Below are 14,761 nucleotides of genomic sequence, written 5' to 3' on the forward strand. Positions count from 1 at the left end.
TCCAGCCCTAGGGAATGGCCACCAGCGTCAACAGCCGATCGACGAAGGCATCCGTGGTGATGCCCTCGGCCTCGGCCTCGAAGGTGAGCAGCAAGCGGTGGCGCAGGATCGCGGGCACGACGGACTGGATGTGATGGGGTGCGACGAACTCATCGCCATCGAGCCAGGCGCGGGCACGGGCGCAGCGGGCGACCGCGATGCTCGCGCGCGGCGAGGCCCCGAAGCGGCACCAGCGTCCGAGATCCGGATCATAGCGCCGCGGCTGCCGGGTGGCTTGGATCAGATCGACGATGTAGTGATGCAGCTTGGGGTCGAGATAGAGCGCGGAGACGTCACGCCGCATCCTGAAGAGATCGGCCTGCGACAAGGGGGCGGCCGGACGCGCCGCGGGTTCGCCGCGCTGTTGCGCGTCGAGTTCGAGGATCTTCAGCTCCTCCTCGCGACTCGGGTAGGTCACGACCGCCTGCATCAGGAAGCGATCGAGCTGGGCCTCGGGCAGGTGATAGGTGCCCTCTTGCTCGACGGGATTCTGTGTCGCCAGCACCATGAAGAGGTCCGGCAAGGGATAGGTGCGCAGACCCACGGTGATCTGGTGTTCCGCCATGGCCTCCAGCAAGGCGGACTGCACCTTGGCCGGGGCGCGATTCACCTCGTCGGCGAGCAGGATATTGTGAAAGAGCGGGCCTGGGCGGAACTCGAACTCGCCCTTCTCGTGGCGATAGATGTCCGTGCCGATGAGGTCCGAGGGCAAGAGGTCGGGGGTGAATTGAATCCGATGGAAATCCCCCTCCACGGCCTCGGCGAGGGCCTTCACCGCCGTGGTCTTGGCCAGTCCCGGCATGCCCTCGACCAGCAGATGTCCATCGCTGAGCAGACAGATCAGCATGCTGTCGATGAAATCAGCCTGCCCGATGATCTGAGCGGCGATGTGGTCGCGAACGGGCTTGAGATCGGTGGGCGTCATGCTCGGGCACTTCTCGGCAGAATGGCGGACCCGAAGGGTTCGGGGGGCGACTCCGGTCAAGGCCTGCAGGGTCGCCGGACAGGGTTGAGTGCTGGAGGTCCGACGTGGCGACTGGAGTGGTCCGGCCGACGACGTGACTGCATCAGCGATTGACGGATCGACAGCGGGCCGCCTCCGGGCGGGCCAACCGGCCGCGCCGATAGCCCGCGATGTCAAACTCCATCGTTTGCGCACCATTCGGAAGAGCAATGCTCAGCATTGACTCACTCCGCCTGGCTATGCTCGGTCTTTTTACACTTGAGTGCAAGCCTCCTCGGCAGCGTCCTCTCTCGGTCCATGGCACGCACCTTGGGTGCCCGCCGGCAGGGTTCGATCCCGTGGCCGCCCCCGGATGATCAGGGTCCTGCGCGATGCCCTCGGCGCGCCCCGGCGCCGGCTTGACAAGGCGGTTGTACACATGCATCCGAACCGCCCGGCGCGGGGTCGGCGACGACACCGAGGCGATCCAGTGGGGTTGAGCACGAATCGTCAAACCGTTGATTTCATGGGGCGGATTGCATGCGGTCAAGATTTGACCGATTTGTTCCGAAGCAAGACAGGACAAGCCTTCCGTTCGGCTTGGAGACCACTTCTTCACAAACTTATCCACAGATTTTGTTGGCATCTGTGAAATGCCCTCTATTCTGTGCGTGTTGCTTCGCTGTGACGAGACAGGGTCCGAAGAATGACCGCTAAGTGACGGTTTCGCAGTCCGTGTTCAGTCGTCCAGCATTCCGCGCTCGGGTCACCCGCGTGATGGTCCTACACCGCGTGACCCGTTGCGGCCACGCGATGCGGAACCACCCGCGCAGTGGACCAGGCGGTGAGCCGTCTCAGGTTCCGGCGGCCTCGTTATCGAACAGCACCTGGGTCGGCCCCAGGGCCGCCACGCGCGCCACCGGCAGGTCGGCACCCTTGCGCCATGCCGCGAGGGCCTCGCGTTTGCTGCTGCCCGTGACCAGGATCAGGCGCACGGGCGCAGCCGCCAGGGCCATGGGGGTGAGGGTGACCCGCTCGGGTGGCGGTTTCGGTGCGCCGTGAACCGGCGCGGCACGAATCCCCTCGGCGGTGCTCTGACCGGGAAAGAGACTGGCGGTATGGCCGTCCTCGCCCATGCCGAGCAGGATCAGATCGACCGGCAGCACGGCGGCGAGCAGTCGATCGTAGCGGGCCGCCGCGAGCTCGGGCCCCAACTCCGATGGGATCCAATGCAGATGCTCGGTGGGAATGGGCACATGCGCGCTGAAGACCTCCGTGATGGCACGACTGTTGCGTTCAGGGTGATCGGGTGGCAGGCAGCGTTCGTCGCCGAGGTAGAGATACCACCGTGCCCAATCCTCGGCCTCGTCCACCAGCTGGGCGTAGGCCTCGAGTGGCGTCCGCCCGCCCGCCAGGACACAGCGAAAGCGCCCCTGCGCGGCGATCGCGCGGCGGGCTGCCGCGCTGATGCGTCGCGCGGTTTCCGTGGCGACGGCGGCGGCGGAATCGAATTGCTCGAACTGGACCTGGGATTCGACCATGGCGTAGTCCTCCGTTTGGTGGTGGTTCTGGTTTTTAGGTGTCGGTAAGGTTGGTGTCAGCGGGTTCAGGCTGGCATATCGCACCAGCGGAATCCAGCCCGATGTCACCGGCGGCCGCCGCGCATTGCCGCACGCGTCGAATGGGCCTCAAACAGCCCCTCTGGGTTAAACTTCGGCCTTTCATCCACATGACCGAGACCGCTCGCGCCGCCGCCATGAAGATCCTGCTGATCGACGACTCCAAGGTCACCCGCTATGCCTTGCGCATCGAACTGCAACAGCTCGGGCTCGACGTTGAGACAGCGGATTCCGCCGAAGCCGGCTTGGAAATCCTGAAGACGCAGGTGCCGGATGCCATCTTCATGGACCATGTGATGCCGGGCTTGAACGGCCTGGAGGCCATGGAGATCATCCGCACCGACCCGCGCACGGCCCAGATTCCGATCGTTCTCTGTGCCTCTCAGGAGGATGGGGACTTCGCCGCCTTGGCGCGGCGCAAGGGGATCTTGAGCATCCTGCCGAAGTCGCTCGTCACGGAACGCCTGCCCCAGATCATCGCGGAGTTGCGCCAGGTGCTCGCCGGGACCCCGCCGCGCGCGGGTGGGGAGCCGGCGGCGCCGCCCGCCCCCGCAGGCGGGCTCGCGCGGAGCGCGACGGCACCGCTCGAATCCATCGACCCACGGGCACTGCGCGGTTTGATCGACGAACGGCTCGAGGCCGGGATCAACAAGCATCTGACGCAACTGGTCGAATCCCTGCGGCGCGATCTCACTGAGATGTTGATGGCCGAGACCCGCCATCTCGTCGATGCCCGACTCGCCGAATTGGGCGTCGGCGCGCCACCGCCGGTGTCGTCCGGCGATCTGCACCACCTGGAGCGGCGTCTGTGCGATGAAATCCTACCCGAACTCATCACCCACCGACTCAGCGAAGCGCTCGCCCGGGAGCGCGCCGAGATCGTCGCGGACCTGACGCAGACCCTAGCGGTCACGACGGATCGGCACGCGCACGCCGCCACGTCCCCGCGGTCGGCGGCGTCGCCCCAGGAGGGGGTTCCCTGGCCGAGTCCGGGCGAGTTCGCACAGGGGTCCGCGCGGCTGCGGCAGCGCACCCTAGGCGCGCTGACCGCCGTGCGTGATCTGTTCAAGCCGCGCCATGAACGCTGAATCCATCCCGACTCTTGAGCGGATCAGGTCACCCTAGCCGAGCACCCCACCCCATGAGCACCCGGTCGCCAGCCACCGCCGCGCCGTCGAACGATCCGCCCGAGCAGACCCGCACGGGGATGTCCAAGGCCGCGCTGAAGCAGGCCTACATCGACAATCTCTTCTACATCCAGGGGCGTTTTCGCGATGTGGCCTCAACCTACGACCTCTACATGGCCGCGGCCTTCACCGCCCGGGATCGGATGCTCGAGCGTTGGGTGGAGTCGGCCCAGGTCTATAAAACATCCCATGCGCGCACCCTCTGCTACCTCTCGGCCGAGTATCTGCTCGGGCCGCAATTAACGCAGAACCTGGTCAATCTCGGCATCGCCAAGGTCGCCCGTGCCGCCGCCGAGGAATTGTCGGTCGACTTCAACGCCATCCTCGAAGAGGAGGTGGAGCCGGGGCTGGGCAGCGGTGGGCTCGGACGTCTCGCCGCCTGCTATCTCGACTCGCTCGCGACCCAGCGCATCCCGGCCATTGGTTACGGCATCCGCTACGAATTCGGCATCTTCGATCAGGTCATCCAGGATGGCTGGCAGGTCGAGCGCAGCGACAACTGGCTGCGCAACGGCAACCCCTGGGAACTGCCGCGCCCGAAGATCAGTTTCGCGGTGCGCTACGGTGGTCATACCGAGCAAACCCGCGATCAGGAGGGACGCAGCCGCGTGCGCTGGGTCCCGGAGATGGTCATCAAGGGGGTCGCCTATGACACCCCGATCCTCGGCTACGGTGTGCGCAACGCCAATCTACTGCGGCTGTGGAAATCCGAGGCCCCCGAGTCGTTCGATTTCCAGACCTTCAACGTCGGCGATTACTACGGCGCCGTGCATGCGAAGATCGAGGCCGAAACCATCTCGAAGGTGCTCTATCCGAATGACGAGCCCGAGGCCGGCAAGGAACTGCGACTGAAGCAGCAGTATTTCTTCGTCTCCTGTTCGATGCAGGACATGATTCGGCTGCATCGCAACACCGTCGGCCCCTTGGAAACCATCCACCAGAAATTCGTCGTCCAGCTCAATGACACACATCCCGCGCTCGCCATCGCCGAATTGATGCGCCTGCTGGTCGATGAGCAGGCCATGACCTGGGAGCAGGCCTGGTCGATCACGCGCCAGACCTTCTGCTACACCAACCACACCCTGCTCCCCGAGGCCTTGGAAACCTGGTCCCTCGCCCTGTTCGAGCGACTGCTGCCGCGGCATCTTGAGATCATCTACGCCATCAACCAGGAATTCCTCGACCAGGTGCGCGTTCGCTTCCTCGGTGACGAGGCGCGGATCGCGCGGATGTCACTGATCGATGAGACGCACGGACGGCGCATCCGCATGGCGCACCTCGCGGTCGTCGGCAGTCGCGCCGTCAATGGTGTCGCGGCGCTGCATTCGAAATTGATCAAGACGACCATCTTCAAGGATTTCCACGAGCTGGCGCCGGAGCGCTTCCACACGGTGACGAACGGCGTGACACCGCGTCGTTTCATGGTCGTCAGCAACCCGCGCCTCGCCCGTCTCATCACGGCGACCTGCGGGCACGACCGCTGGATCGGTGACCTCGAATACCTCCGTGACCTCGAGACCCATGCGGACGATCCCGTGCTCCAGGCGCGCTGGCGGCAGGTGAAGATCGCCGCCAAGCGCGACCTCGCGTGCTGGCTCGACCATCACACGGGTGTGCCGATCGATCCGGAGGCGATGTTCGACATCCAAGCCAAGCGTCTGCACGAATACAAACGCCAGCACCTGAAGGTGCTTCACATCATCCGGCTCTATCAACGCCTGAAACAAGACCCGTCCGTCAGCATGGTGCCGCGTGCCTTCATCTTCGGTGGCAAGGCCGCACCCGGTTATGTCATGGCGAAGCTCATGATCAAGCTGATCAATGCCGTGGGCGAGGTGATCAACCGTGACCCTCAGGTCAACGGCTACCTCCGGGTTGCCTTCATGCCCAATTTCAACGTCAAGAACGGCCAACGTCTCTATCCCGCGGCCGACCTGTCCGAACAGATCTCCTTGGCCGGTAAGGAGGCCTCCGGCACGGGAAACATGAAATTCTCGATGAATGGAGCCCTCACCATCGGCACTGACGATGGGGCGAACATCGAGATTCGCGAGGCCGTCGGGGCTGAGAACTTTTTCCTCTTCGGCATGACCGCGGAGGAGGTCCAGCGCAAACAGGCCGAAGGGTATCGTCCGTGGGCGTTGTATCAGGGTGATGCGGAGCTGAAGTCGGACATCGATCTCATCAGTTCAGGCCTCTTCTCCCACGGCGATCCCCATCTCTTCCGCCCGCTCACCGATCACCTCATCCATGCGGATCCCTTCATGGTCCTCGCCGACTATCGCGCCTATCTCGAGTGTCAGGAACGCGTCACCGAGGCCTATGCGCAGCCGCGGCGCTGGGACCGGATGTCGATCCTCAACGTCGCCCGCATGGGCCGTTTCTCTTCGGATCGCGCGATTCGCGAGTATGCCGAGCGGATCTGGCAGATCGAACCGGTCGTGCTCGATTCCTGAGTTCCAGCCAGCCCGATGTCGCGGGAACACAGGGCGTCGGCGATGGCCCCAAGGCCCCGCTCTCGCCGCCGGGTGTCCGGATCGGTTGGGTCCGGCGCAACAGGGGAAAATAGACTTGCGCCGATCTCGGAAACTTGTGGCATACTCCAAGGTAAGGAAAGACTGACCAAATTGAATTGTTATACGATGATGGAATCTCGTGGAGCGTCAAAGCGTTCTGGGCGCATCAAACAGCGCATCCGGCGCACCTAGCCACAGATCGGATCAAGGACGATGCCAATGGATTCGACCCCTGTTGCGCGCGTGATTATCCGTCGCGAGCCAAGCACTCCGGGCTGCAAGGCCCAAACGTCAGCTCAGTCCTTGGCCCAGTCTTCATCTCAGCACCCGGCTCGGCGCCCAGCCGCAACCGATCTCACCCCGGCGCATCCCGAGACGTCCCCTTGTCTCCTCTACCGTGGTGCGCGAACGCCTGTCACCCACCATGATCTGCTCACCTCCACCGGAGCTCGACAGCCCGCGCGCGCGTCTCCTCCTGTTTCAGCCCGCGGCCTGCGCCGCCCCCTCAGGACGCGGGCCTCGCCAGCTCGAATCGCTGATGCTGGTGCCACCGGGGGCATCGAACCCGTGAATTAACATCGCTTGAGTCTCTGAAATCAGTAACGAAAAGGAGAAGGCCAATGGACTCACAACCGAAAGTGCTCTTGGACGTCACCGTTATCCTGGATGCGATCGTCAATGCCGACGAATCAGACGGTCTCTCCAAGGAGATTCTTGATCTGGCCGCGGGGGGGCGCATTCGCGGCTATATCTGCGCCGCCGCCATCGAGCAGGTCGGTGACCTGCTGATCCGCTCATCCGGTTCGGCAGCGGCGCGTTCACACCTGCAGCGGATCTTGGCGATCCTCGCGGTTGCTCCCGTCGATGCGGCCACCCTCGACGGTGCGATGAGCCTCGGTTATCGCTATCTCGACGACGCACTCACGGTGCAAGCCGCGCGCCAAATCAACGCAGACATCCTGCTGACGCTCAACGCCGAGGATTTCGATGAACCCCCGTCGCATCCGTCCTCCCTGCGCGTCGAGTCACCCGAAACCTTTCTCCGTAACCGCTCGACCTGAGCGACCGGATCGAGACCGGTGTTTGGGGCGCCGCGGGCCCTGTCGGGTCGGCGCCCCAAACATCCCTGAGCACCATCGCCTCGCCTGCCCCGGCCCTTTCCACTTGACGAGCGGCGTCACGCGATCGAAGCCAATGGCGGCGGGTGGAGGCCCGTTCCAACCCACCCCTGTTGGCTTGAGCGCATCCCCGCGGCGGCGGTCATCACTCGGTGCAATCACTCACCATGAGATCACAGTCCGGAGAGCCGCGTTCGCAGAAATCGAGACAGGTGAAGAGTCGCCCCTCGAAGGCTGCCGCGACCGCGATGTGACCGGATTCGGCGTGCACCTCGAAACCCGGTTGTGCGTTCGGCTGATGCTGCACCAGGTCAAGACGCTCGGCCGGATAGGAGACATCGAGCACGACTTGCATCGGGTAGTAGCCATCGAGAAAACGCCGCATATAGGGACCATTGCGCAACCGATAGCGCCCTTCGCCCAGCGCCGTCAGCGCACGACTCTCGCCGCGGATGCAGAGCGTCGCCTCCGGGGCGATGTCGGTGAGCTGCACCGAATGACCCTCGACCCAAGCACGGCCGATGCGGTCACTGCTCACCACCTCCAGGTCGCGAATGCGCTCGGGGCTGAAGAGGATTTGCGCCGCCCGCACGGCATCGAGATTTTCGTGACACTGCACCAGCTCGATCCAGCCTTCGCTCAGGCTGTCGGCATCGATTCGGATCTGATTGACATGACGATGGGTGTTCGCGGCCCGCTCGGGCGTGACGAAGCTCAGTTCACCCTCATTCACCGCGGCGATGCGCGCGGCGAGATCGAACTCCGCCCAATCATCGTCGGTGTCGGCCTGGGCGGTCACGGCAAGGAGGCTCAACCCGAGCGCGAGGAGTCGGGCGCGAGCGTGGCGATACGGATCAAGGATCCGCTGGGTCTGGAGCGGACGGGGGCACGACATCATCTATCACCTCGACTGGATGGGCAGGCGGATGGGCAGCTCGCAATCGATGTCCGGGCAGGGTGTATGGATCAGAATCAAAATGATGCGACTCTGAACTGTTCCTAATTGCGCTTGGTCAAAAAACAACCCCACGCCGATCAACAAAGCTCGATCCATTTCGAGCCTGTCCGCGTCATGTTTGACACGGGGCGTCATGATGGGCAGATTTGCAGGCGTGTCTGCTGAACTGATCACACGACTCAAGGACGTCACTCCGGAGGGCGATATCATCGAGCTGGTGATCTGGCGACTCCCAGAGTCAGTCCCACCGTCAGGACATCGTTACAAGTACCGCTTGGTCTATGTGCGAAACGGACAACGGCTGGTTGGTTTCGACAACGAGCGTGGTCAGGGGGATCACTGCCACATCGGCGGCAAAGAGCACCCATACCAGTTCAGCGGCCCTGATCAACTGATCGAAGACTTCATCAAGGAGGTCCAGCGATGCCGCAACGGAGACTAACGATCACATTGTCCCCGCATTGGCAGGATCTGCTCCGCGTTCAGGCAAGTGCTTTCGGCGCGTCCGGCTATCGGGGCGAAACGCTCAACTTCGAAAGCCCAACCGCCTTCTTCAGCCAACTGACAGAACTCCGTTGGGCTTTGTTGCAGTTGCTCATCGGGGCCGGCGAACTCGGCTTGCGCGAGACCGCTCGGCGCGCTGGCCGCGACCTCAAGCACGTGTCCGAGGAGGTGGATGCGCTGGTTAACCTGGGACTCCTGGAGCGCACGACCCGGGGGGGTGTCTGCTGTCCGTTCAGCGAGATCCACGTCGATCTGCACCTGACGCAGAAGACTAAGCAAGCCGCCTGAGACCGGGTGGACCGACTTGGTCGCCTCACCCATTCAGAATCGCATCCAGGCAACGCTTGCCCGGAGACGCGCACCCGCTGATCGATCGCCGCGGCAACACATCACCCAGGTCAAGCGCCATCGTTCGGCCAACGGTTTCGCCGGCTCTGCTAGGCTTAGGTATCCTTCTTCCGTGTCTCTGGGTCGCTCTCATGCCTCGTGCCACGCTCCTACGACAGCGCCTCTTCCTCCTGTTCCTGGTCGGGATCCTGCTGCTGTTCTCCCCGCTGGTGCTGCAATTCGAACAGCTCGGACGCTGGTCGGGCATTCCCGTGCTGGTGCTCTATCTCTTCGCCACCTGGGCCCTGTTGATCGCCCTCGCGGCCTGGATCGTCTCGCGCTCACGGGACTGAGGCGCGGCCCATGATCAGCGGCCCCGTCCTCATCGCCCTCTCCCTCGGCTATCTCGGACTCCTGTTCGGGGTCGCCTACTGGGCCGATCGTCGGGCCGAGCAGGGACACTCGGTCATCGCCCATCCAACGGTCTATGCCCTCTCGCTCGCGGTCTACTGCACCGCCTGGACCTTCTATGGCAGCGTCGGGCGGGCGACCGAGAACGGATTAGGCTTTCTGCCTATCTATCTGGGTCCCACCCTGATCGCGCTCCTCTGGGGCACCCTGCTCCTGAAGATGGTGCGGGTGAGCAAGGCCGAGCGCATCACCTCGATCGCCGATTTCATTGCCTCGCGCTACGGCAAGAGCCAAGCGCTCGGTGGCCTGGTCACCATCATCGCCGTGATCGGCGTGGTGCCCTACATCGCACTCCAGCTCAAAGCAATCGCCTGGAGCTTCACCATCCTGCAACAGTATCCAGCGGTGCGCATGCCGGTTGCCGGCGCGCAGCCCTTCTGGGGTGACACCGCCTTCATCGTCGCCCTGTCGCTCGCCGCCTTCACCATCCTGTTCGGCACCCGTCATCTCGACGCGAGCGAGCGACACGAGGGCATGGTGGCCGCGATCGCCTTCGAATCGATCGTGAAGCTGGTCGCCTTTCTCGCGGTGGGTCTCTTCGTCACCCTGGGAGTATTGGGTTGGGGCGGTCCGGCCTTACCCCCGCTCCAAGACCCCGCGCCCCTGCAGCCGCTGCTCGAGCCGAGCGTCGCGCCCTTCGCCGACTGGTTCGCCATCTCCCTGTTGGCGGGGCTCGCGGTGATGCTGCTGCCGCGTCAGTTCCAGGTTGCGGTGGTCGAGAACAGCGACGAACGCCACCTGCGCCGCGCCTTGTGGCTCTTTCCGCTCTATCTGCTGCTGATCAACCTCTTCGTCGTGCCCATCGCGATCGTGGGACTGCTGACCTTCCCCGACGGTCAGGTCCATGCCGACACCTTCATCCTCACCGTACCGATGGCCTTCGAGCAGCCCTGGCTTGCGCTGCTGGTCTTCATCGGCGGACTGTCGGCCGCGACCGGCATGGTGATCGTCGAGACCATCGCCCTCTCGACCATGGTCAGCAACGACCTCGCACTCCCCGCGCTGCTGCGATTTTGGCGCCACCGTCCCCCGGCCGCGGATCTTGGGCGACTGTTGCTGCTGATCCGCCGCGGCGCCATCGTCGTCATCCTGCTGCTCGGCTATCTCTACTACTGGCTCGCCGGTGAGGCCTACGCGCTGGTGAGCATCGGCCTGATCAGCTTCGTGGCGGTCGCCCAGTTCGCCCCCGCCGTGATCGGCGGGCTCTACTGGCGCGGCGGCACGCGCGAGGGGGCACTCGCTGGACTGGCCGCCGGTTTCCTGGTCTGGATCTACACCCTGCTGCTGCCCTCCTTCGCCAAGTCCGGCTGGCTGCCCCCGGCCTTCATGGAATCCGGCCCCGGTGGATTCGATCTCCTCGCCCCCATGGCCCTATTCGGCATGACCGGCTGGAACGAGATCACCCATGGGCTCTTCTGGAGTCTCACCGCCAACATCGGCGCCTTTTTGTTCGTCTCCTCACTGCGCGCCCCCAATGCCACCGAGGCCTCGCAGGCCGGGATCTTCGTCGACGCCTCCCGGCGCACCGTGCGTGGCAGCGCGCCCCTGTGGCGCGGCAGCGCCGAGATCGACGAACTCATGGCCCTGAACGCCCGGTTTCTTGGCCAGAGCCGCACCCGCGCGGCCTTCGAACAGTTCGCGCGCGAGCGTGGCGTGAAGACGCCGAACCAGTTGCCGGATGATGCCGAGACCATCTATTTTGCCGAGACCCTCCTCTCCGGTGCCATCGGCGGCGCCTCGGCGCGCGTCATGGTCGCCTCGGTGACCGACGAGGAACCCCTCGGTCTCGACGAGGTGTTGAACATCCTCGACGAGGCCTCGCAGATCCGTGCCTACAGCCGCGAGCTGGAACAGAAATCACTCGCCCTGGAAGCCGCGACCGCCGAACTGCGGGCCGCCAATCTGCGGCTCCAGGAACTCGATCGCATGAAGGACGATTTCATCTCCTCGGTCACGCACGAGCTGAGAACCCCGCTGGCCTCGATCCGCGCCTTCTCCGAGATCCTCTTCGATGACCCCGAGATCGACCTCGAGCAGCGCCGGCGCTTCCTCGGCATCCTCGTGAGCGAGACCGAGCGGCTCTCGCGCCTGGTCAATCAGGTGCTCGATCTCGCTAAGATCGAATCCGGTCATGCCGACTGGCGCACCGAGATCCTCTGCTTGCAGGATCTGATTCACCAGGCGGTGGCGGCGACCGAGCAATATGTCGAGGAGCGCGGCAGCCGCGTCACCCTGGACCTTCCGGACACCCCCGCCGCGGTCTCGGGTGACCGCGACCGCATCGTGCAGGTCCTCGTGAATCTCCTCTCGAACGCCGCGAAGTTTGCCCCCGCCGGCACCGGCGCGATCGACATCCGCCTCAGCGCCGAGGGGGCCAGCTGGCGGGTCTGCGTCAGCGACAATGGCCCCGGAATTCCCGCCGAGGATCTCGAGCGCGTCTTCGAGAAGTTCCATCAGACCGCACTCGGCGGCGCGAAGCCGGGCGGCACCGGTCTGGGTTTGCCGATCAGCCGTCGAATCATGGACAATCTCGGTGGCCGGATCTGGGCGGAATGCCGGCCCACGACAGGCGCGACCGTCTGTTTCGACTTGCCCGCCCAGTTGGCGACTTCTCCGGACTCAAGGCCACACGCATGAGCAAACGCATCCTGATCGTCGACGACGAACCCAATATCGTCATTTCTCTGGAATTTCTCATGATGCGCGAGGGTCATGAGGTGCGGGTGGCACGCGACGGCGAGGCCGGTCTCGCGGCGGTGCGCACCCATCGCCCGGATCTGGTGGTGCTCGACGTCATGATGCCCAAGCTCGATGGCTTCGCCGTCCTAGAGGCCGTGCGCGCCGACCCGAATCTGACCGGCACCCGCATCCTCATGTTGACCGCAAAGGGGCGCGAGGCCGAGCAGACGAAAGGAATGGCGCTCGGGGCCGATGCTTACATGCCCAAACCCTTTTCCACGCGCGATTTGGTTGCGAAGGTGAAGGAGTTGTTGGGGGGATAGGGGATAGTGGATAGTGGATAGGGGATAGGGGGTAGTGAATAGTGGGTCGTGGCTGGTGTTGGCGCGGATGTGGGTTGGGCTGAGCCTGAGATGGGCGTGTTTCCACTGTTGGAGAAACACTCGATGAGCGAGACGGAGAGCCAAGGCGTTGAGTGCGCGGGTCTGATGGGGGCCGAGGGGGGCTCGCAGGATCTGTTGCGGAGCCTCGCGCGGCGTCAGCCGTTGCTGGTGGATCCCGGGACCAGTTTGCGCGAGACGCTCTATCACTTCAGTCAAGACCATCTTGACGCGGCGGTCGTTCGCGATCCGGTCAGCGGGTTGCCGCTGGGGCTGATCCGACTGCGCGACATGCTGCATGTGATCGGATTCGAAGGCGGGAACCTCGAGGATCCTGTCGCCGTGCACATGCAGGGCGCTCCGCTCACCCTAACGGCGGACGCCCCAGCGCATCGCGCACGGGTCATGATGGCGAAACGGGGCGTCGAGCATCTGCTGCTGGTCGAGCACGACGGGCAGCTCGTCGGCCTGATCAACCAGGCGGATCTGCTCGGGCTGCGCGCCGGCGGCGCCGAGGGCCTGATCGCCGCGATCAAGGCCGCGCGCGACGTCAAGGCCATGGCCCTGGCCGCCGACCGCGTGCGACGGCGCGGTGCCGAGCTCTTCCACGCCGGCATGGGGGTCGAGACCCTGTGCGCCTGGATGTCCGGCCTCAATGACCTCATCACCATGCGGGTCATCGAACTGATCGAGGACGAACACGACCTTCCCGCTGTCCCCTGGTGCTGGATGGCCTTCGGCTCCGAGGGACGCCTGGAGCAGACCTTCGCCACCGACCAGGACAATGGTCTGCTGTTCGTGCCGCCCGCTCCCGAGCAGGCGGAGTCGGTCCGCGCGGCCTTCCTGCCCTTCGCGCACGCGGTCAATCAGGCCTTGCACTTCTGCGGCTTCGCGCGCTGTCGCGGCAACATCATGGCCGGCAATCCACAATGGTGTCTGAGCGACGAGGAATGGCGCGGACACTTCCGCGCCTGGCTGCGCGAACCCGAGCCCGAGGCACTGCTCCACGCCACCATCTTCTTCGACTTTCGCCCGGTTTACGGCAGCGATGAACCGGTCGACCGCTTGCGCGACTGGCTTAGCCACAGCGCACCCGAAGCGACGCGCTTTCTCCATGGACTCGCCGAACAGTCACTCGGCATCGCCCCACCCATCGGCTGGGCGGGGCAATTCCTGTTCGACCGCAATCGTGACTTCCCCCACACCATCGATCTCAAGACCCAGGGCGCGCGCTTCTTCATGGACGCCGCCCGGCTCTGGGCGCTGCGGCACGGCATCTGGGCCACCAGCACCACCGAGCGACTGCGCCAGGCCGCCGCGGTCAAACGGCGCGACCCCGAGGAGGTCGCCGCCGAGATCGAGTCCTTCCTCCTGATCCAGCGCTTTCGGATCCATCAACAACTGGCCACGCAAGACCCCGACGCGGTCAATCGCGTCAATCCGGATGATCTCAACGAACTGCACCGCCTGATGCTCAAGGAAGCCTTCAAACAGGCCAAGAAGATCCAGGCGCGTGTGCGACAGGAGTTCGGAGGCTAGCGGATCGCCGCGAGCCTGGTCAGCGGGACCTCCCTGTATAGCGTGATGGGCATGGCGTGATGGGCATGGTGTGATTGCAATGCACCAGTGACCGCAGGGGAGCCCTTGGGCTGTGGCGTGACCTGACGCGCTTCGAGCGGGACGGACGGGCGGACGCCGTCTACGAATTCGCCTCCGAGGCAAGGTTTCAAGACTTTGTCGCTAAACCTGGCCATCCTAGAGGTTATAATGAAGTGAAACCAGAGTCGGGATCTTGCTCTTGGACCGGATGAATGCTTGCAAGCTCGCTGCAGATCAACCGGTTTTTTGACGCGCATTCCGTCTCAGACGACACCCGCCGCGGGACCGCATACAGGGACGCATATAGCGTGCCGCCGCATTCGGGCATGCCATTGCGATTTGAAGCGGATCTGCAAACTGATCATGTTCTTGTCAAACCTCGAACGACCGGGTCGGATGGGGGTGTCGGTCCGACCGATGG

The 14,761-nt window shown here is 64.3% G+C and carries 12 protein-coding genes; 9 read left to right on the forward strand and 3 right to left on the reverse strand.

Features of this window, described 5'->3' with window-relative positions; translation table 11 throughout:
• Positions 1 to 7 precede the first annotated feature (7 nt).
• A complete protein-coding gene (locus CKO25_RS10300) occupies positions 8 to 964 on the reverse strand; it encodes an AAA family ATPase (RefSeq protein WP_200387851.1) in 957 nt (318 codons plus the stop codon).
• A gap of 872 nt (positions 965 to 1,836) precedes the next feature.
• Positions 1,837 to 2,523 carry a 6-phosphogluconolactonase gene (gene pgl, locus CKO25_RS10305; protein ID WP_200387852.1) on the reverse strand — a complete coding sequence of 229 codons (687 nt, stop codon included), beginning with the start codon at positions 2,521 to 2,523 and terminating at the stop codon, positions 1,837 to 1,839.
• Between the two features lie 188 nt (positions 2,524 to 2,711).
• Between pgl and CKO25_RS10310 the strand changes: the two genes are divergently transcribed.
• The 3 genes from CKO25_RS10310 (at position 2,712) to CKO25_RS10320 (ending at position 7,365) form a co-directional block, all read left to right on the forward strand.
• Positions 2,712 to 3,689 (forward strand): response regulator, encoded by a 978-nt coding sequence (locus tag CKO25_RS10310; protein WP_200387853.1) that lies wholly within the window; start codon positions 2,712 to 2,714, stop codon positions 3,687 to 3,689.
• A 53-nt stretch (positions 3,690 to 3,742) separates the two neighbouring features.
• Positions 3,743 to 6,244 carry a glycogen/starch/alpha-glucan phosphorylase gene (locus tag CKO25_RS10315; RefSeq protein ID WP_200387854.1) on the forward strand — a complete coding sequence of 834 codons (2,502 nt, stop codon included), beginning with the start codon at positions 3,743 to 3,745 and terminating at the stop codon, positions 6,242 to 6,244.
• 680 nt (positions 6,245 to 6,924) lie between these two features.
• On the forward strand, positions 6,925 to 7,365 hold the full coding sequence (locus CKO25_RS10320) for a PIN domain-containing protein (RefSeq protein ID WP_200387855.1): 441 nt from the start codon (positions 6,925 to 6,927) through the stop codon (positions 7,363 to 7,365).
• A 202-nt stretch (positions 7,366 to 7,567) separates the two neighbouring features.
• Here CKO25_RS10320 and CKO25_RS10325 read toward each other — a convergent pair whose 3' ends face one another.
• Positions 7,568 to 8,320, reverse strand: coding sequence for an alpha/beta hydrolase (locus CKO25_RS10325; protein WP_200387856.1), 753 nt, complete (start codon positions 8,318 to 8,320; stop codon positions 7,568 to 7,570).
• 214 nt (positions 8,321 to 8,534) lie between these two features.
• On the opposite strand from CKO25_RS10325, the gene CKO25_RS10330 reads away from it, so the two are divergent.
• The 6 genes from CKO25_RS10330 (at position 8,535) to CKO25_RS10355 (ending at position 14,280) form a co-directional block, all read left to right on the forward strand.
• Positions 8,535 to 8,822 (forward strand): toxin-antitoxin system TumE family protein, encoded by a 288-nt coding sequence (locus tag CKO25_RS10330; RefSeq protein WP_200387857.1) that lies wholly within the window; start codon positions 8,535 to 8,537, stop codon positions 8,820 to 8,822.
• Positions 8,804 to 9,172, forward strand: coding sequence for an HVO_A0114 family putative DNA-binding protein (locus tag CKO25_RS10335; RefSeq protein ID WP_200387858.1), 369 nt, complete (start codon positions 8,804 to 8,806; stop codon positions 9,170 to 9,172). The genes CKO25_RS10330 and CKO25_RS10335 overlap by 19 nt, the downstream gene beginning before the upstream one ends.
• Positions 9,173 to 9,363: 191 nt before the next feature.
• The gene (locus CKO25_RS10340; RefSeq protein ID WP_200387859.1) at positions 9,364 to 9,564 is read left to right on the forward strand and encodes a hypothetical protein; all 201 of its coding nucleotides are present in this window, start codon (positions 9,364 to 9,366) and stop codon (positions 9,562 to 9,564) included.
• A gap of 10 nt (positions 9,565 to 9,574) precedes the next feature.
• Complete coding sequence (locus CKO25_RS10345) at positions 9,575 to 12,319, forward strand: sensor histidine kinase (RefSeq protein WP_200387860.1); 2,745 nt, start codon at positions 9,575 to 9,577, stop codon at positions 12,317 to 12,319.
• Positions 12,316 to 12,684 (forward strand): response regulator transcription factor, encoded by a 369-nt coding sequence (locus CKO25_RS10350; protein ID WP_200387861.1) that lies wholly within the window; start codon positions 12,316 to 12,318, stop codon positions 12,682 to 12,684. Before CKO25_RS10345 ends, CKO25_RS10350 begins: the two co-directional genes overlap by 4 nt.
• Positions 12,685 to 12,807: 123 nt before the next feature.
• Entirely contained in the window at positions 12,808 to 14,280 is a 1,473-nt protein-coding gene (locus CKO25_RS10355) for a DUF294 nucleotidyltransferase-like domain-containing protein (protein ID WP_200387862.1), read from the forward strand.
• Positions 14,281 to 14,761 lie beyond the last annotated feature (481 nt).

Source organism: Thiocapsa imhoffii, assembly GCF_016583985.1.
GTDB lineage: Bacteria > Pseudomonadota > Gammaproteobacteria > Chromatiales > Chromatiaceae > Thiocapsa > Thiocapsa imhoffii.

What these genes read in the sequence shown, in the direction of transcription:
- CKO25_RS10310 (WP_200387853.1), top strand. Translation starts at nt 2,712, where the DNA reads ATGACCGAGACCGCTCGCGCCGCCGCCATGAAGATCCTGCTGATCGAC.
- pgl (WP_200387852.1), bottom strand. Translation starts at nt 2,523, where the DNA reads ATGGTCGAATCCCAGGTCCAGTTCGAGCAATTCGATTCCGCCGCCGCC.
- CKO25_RS10355 (WP_200387862.1), top strand. Translation starts at nt 12,808, where the DNA reads ATGAGCGAGACGGAGAGCCAAGGCGTTGAGTGCGCGGGTCTGATGGGG.
- CKO25_RS10335 (WP_200387858.1), top strand. Translation starts at nt 8,804, where the DNA reads ATGCCGCAACGGAGACTAACGATCACATTGTCCCCGCATTGGCAGGAT.
- CKO25_RS10340 (WP_200387859.1), top strand. Translation starts at nt 9,364, where the DNA reads ATGCCTCGTGCCACGCTCCTACGACAGCGCCTCTTCCTCCTGTTCCTG.
- CKO25_RS10345 (WP_200387860.1), top strand. Translation starts at nt 9,575, where the DNA reads ATGATCAGCGGCCCCGTCCTCATCGCCCTCTCCCTCGGCTATCTCGGA.
- CKO25_RS10315 (WP_200387854.1), top strand. Translation starts at nt 3,743, where the DNA reads ATGAGCACCCGGTCGCCAGCCACCGCCGCGCCGTCGAACGATCCGCCC.
- CKO25_RS10350 (WP_200387861.1), top strand. Translation starts at nt 12,316, where the DNA reads ATGAGCAAACGCATCCTGATCGTCGACGACGAACCCAATATCGTCATT.
- CKO25_RS10325 (WP_200387856.1), bottom strand. Translation starts at nt 8,320, where the DNA reads ATGATGTCGTGCCCCCGTCCGCTCCAGACCCAGCGGATCCTTGATCCG.
- CKO25_RS10320 (WP_200387855.1), top strand. Translation starts at nt 6,925, where the DNA reads ATGGACTCACAACCGAAAGTGCTCTTGGACGTCACCGTTATCCTGGAT.
- CKO25_RS10300 (WP_200387851.1), bottom strand. Translation starts at nt 964, where the DNA reads ATGACGCCCACCGATCTCAAGCCCGTTCGCGACCACATCGCCGCTCAG.